This is a genomic window from Alishewanella sp. HH-ZS (assembly GCF_001704375.1).
GTDB lineage: Bacteria > Pseudomonadota > Gammaproteobacteria > Enterobacterales > Alteromonadaceae > Alishewanella > Alishewanella aestuarii.
In genome coordinates this window covers 1-3,221 of sequence record NZ_LZEJ01000091.1, presented here as the reverse complement: position 1 = coordinate 3,221, position 3,221 = coordinate 1, and the positions used below count along the sequence as shown (strand labels likewise).

The window sequence follows — 3,221 nt, the reverse complement described above, 5'->3', positions numbered from 1 at the left end:
AAATTTCTGGGGATACCTCAGGCAGCCCGGTCAGTGCTTACCGGTAGAACTGATCAGTGTTGACCAGCAGGGCTGTCAATTTGCTGCAGCGCCAGCAAATGGCGGTGCTGCACAAATTGATCTTTTCTGCTGGCAGCGGCTGATCAGCTCTGCTGCTTAATGCTGATCAGGCTGCTGTCATTTGCGGTTTAGAGTGCGTTCAAATAATAGGTGTTTTAAATCAGAGAAGTTATCCGGGATTTGTGCGTCTTGATAAAGGATGTCTGTTAGATGCTGGATCTCGGTGTGGCAGATAAAGTTATAAAACTTTTGTTCATCCTCATTTGTTTTGTTCACAAGGCCGCGTTGAATAGCTTTTTGATACAACTTTTTATAGACATTTATTGTAGTGGCGATGTTCACATGACAATTATTGATTATTCGCATGGGGATCATGATTTGTGCGTCGTCAGGCGTTCTGTAAGGCCAAACATCGGAATATACTCTGTCGTGTTTTGTGGCGAGTGTGGCAGAAAAATTCTGATTCAATAGAATATAAAAATCTTCAGCCACCGTTGAAAAAACGCTGATGATGGATAGTTTGATAAGGTATCGAATAGCTGATAACTGAGCTAAGTCGAGTCGGTTGTTTTTGCTTGACGGTAATTCAAGACAAAATGCGATTAAGCAGGTTAACGCATGAATATCAGTACTTGCATTAATTTTCCAGATTGCCTGTCGGCTTACTTTTTGCCTTCTCACCAGCCCGCTATCACCGTCTTCCTTAAAAAGCATTTGCACGTAACGATGCGGTAAATTCATAAGTGCTTCGTTGATCGAATTTTGGGTAGGATTCGGGTTATCTGTGAGCTGCCATAAGGGATGACATAGCAATGACATCAAGCTAAATGGCGGTTTAACACGTCGGTCAATATCGTCAACCACATGGCGGCGGACTATTGGCTCGCCTTGCTCCTTTTTATTGTAAAACCGAGACGATTTGTTCAGCCAGTCTGAGCCATATTTGATTTTCTCAGTGTCAGTTAATAACTTCTTTTTCATTTCATAGGCGCTTAGTGCGCCAAGGTGCGCTTTTAAACACGCGCAGCCGTACCTTGTTGCCAGCGATTTCGCTTCCCGGCTGAGTTTTAAGTACTGTTCGAAGGTGTACATTACAAAAATAAAAATTTATGTTCGGCGACAATTAGGATGACCGGTTGACGACAATTATCTTGGCCGGTTGGGTGTCACAATAGGTACCTTGTTTTCTGTTCGGAGTTCAAGGTGCCTGGACAACATATCACCCAACGACAAGAGGAGCTGTATATGCAGCATCGCCAACAAGGCATGACTCAAGAAATCGCTGCTGCGAAGTCTGCCATTTCCACCCGAACTGCCCGACGTATTGAGCAGTCCAACATCTTACCCCGCACTAAAGCTGATAGAGATTGGCGCACCCGCGAAGATCCACTGGAAGCTGTATGGGAAACCGAATTGGTTGTGCTGTTAAACGCCAAGCCCGAGCTCACGCCCATTACTTTGCTGGAGCATTTGCAGGCGCACTACCCAGACCAATATGACCAGCGAGTTCTGCGCACCCTGCAGCGCCGGGTAAAACAATGGAAAGCGCTACATGGCCCGGAGAAAGAGGTCATCTTCCGCCAGCAAGCCCAAGCCGGTTTACAGGGCTTCTCCGATTTCACTCATCCTGATAGCCCGGTCACCATTAAGCAGCAGCCCTTTGCCCATTTACTGTATCAGTTCCGCCTCGCTTATAGCGGCTGGCGTTCAGTGACGGTGGTTCAGGGGGGTGAGAGTTATTCTGCCTTGTCTACCGGCTTACAGCGTGCGCTGACGCAGGCCGGTGGCTGTCCGGTAGAGCACCGCACCGATAGCCTCAGTGCCGCCAGAAACAACACACAAAACGTTTGGACAGATGCCTATCAGGACTTGTGCGAGCATTACAACATGACGCCGACAAGGAATAATTTAGGGCAATCGCATGAGAATGGCGTGGTGGAATGCGCTAATGGCTCATTTAAGCGCCGCCTGGCGCAGCACCTGCTGCTTCGTGGCCACAGTGACTTTGACAGTATCGAAGCCTATCAGGCCTTTATTGACCAAATCGTCGGCAAGCTGAACCAGCGCTCACGCAGCCGCTTTTTAGAAGAGCAGCAAGCCCTGCAGGCCTTACCGGAGTATGGTGCTGTTGATTACACCTTACTGAGCATTAAAGTCACCCGTAGTGCCACCATCGAAGTGCGTCGTGTGGTGTACAGCGTGCCATCCCGGCTGATTGGTGAGCGCCTGCAGGTACGACTGTATCATGACAAACTGGTGCTCTATGTGGGCCAGCAGGTGGCATTGACCTTGCCAAGAATTTACCCGGCACCCGGCCAAAGCCGCGCGAGGTGTATTAACTACCGGCATATTATCGGCTCACTGGCGGCTAAACCGCAGGCGTTTCGTTTCTCGCAGCTGCGGGATAACATCTTACCTGACGACAATTACCGTGAGCTGTGGCAGTTAGTGGATGATGCCTTACCAGCACAGGAGGCCTGTAAATGGATCGTCACGGTGCTACGGTTGGCCTGTGAATATGATAGCGAACACGCACTGGGTGAAACTCTGCTGCAACAGGCCAGAGTGGGGCAATTTGAGTGTACCCAGACTATCCAGGCGCGCTTCTTTACACCGCAACGTGCGCCAGAGCTGAAGAGTCAGCAGCACAGCCTGCAAAGTTATGATGCGCTGCTGTCTTCATTAAAGGCCCAGGCGAAACACGATGTGGAGGTGCCATTTTGACCTCCTCCGTTGCATTACTGCTCAAAGAATTACGGCTGCCGGCGTTCGTCAGACACTATGAAAAACTCTGGCAAACCGCGGTAGAAAAAGGCTGGTCGCACAGTGACTATCTGGCGGCCTTATGCGAATACGAGCTCGCAGAGCGCTTTACACGGCGTACACAAAGTTGGGTGCGCGAAGCCAAGTTAGCACCGGGAAAAACCTTAAGCGCTCTGGATAACAGCGTGCTAAGCCGGGCAAATCAAGCGCTGATCGCTAAGTTGCATCAAGAACTGTCCTGGGCGCATCATGCCGATAACATCCTGCTGATAGGCCCCAGTGGCACCGGCAAAACCCACCTGGCCAATGCACTGGGTTACCGGCTGATAGAGCAAGGCATACGCTGCAAACTGTTTCCGGCTATCGGTCTGGTACAGCAGTTACAACAAGCCAAGCGC

Annotated in this window: 3 protein-coding genes; 2 read left to right on the top strand and 1 reads right to left on the bottom strand. The window is 49.9% G+C overall.

The genetic code is table 11. The features are described 5' to 3' along the window. Nucleotides 1-177: 177 nt before the first annotated feature. Nucleotides 178-1,152, bottom strand: coding sequence for a hypothetical protein (locus A9165_RS16395; protein ID WP_065956676.1), 975 nt, complete (start codon nt 1,150-1,152; stop codon nt 178-180). Nucleotides 1,153-1,305: 153 nt separating this feature from the next. Here A9165_RS16395 and istA point away from each other — a divergent pair, with 153 nt between their 5' ends. Beyond that, nucleotides 1,306-2,784, top strand: coding sequence for an IS21 family transposase (istA, locus tag A9165_RS16390; RefSeq protein ID WP_065956675.1), 1,479 nt, complete (start codon nt 1,306-1,308; stop codon nt 2,782-2,784). Beyond that, nucleotides 2,781-3,221, top strand: a 441-nt coding sequence (locus tag A9165_RS16385) for an ATP-binding protein (protein ID WP_176714634.1), incomplete at its 3' end; no start/stop codon positions are given. The genes istA and A9165_RS16385, both read left to right, overlap by 4 nt.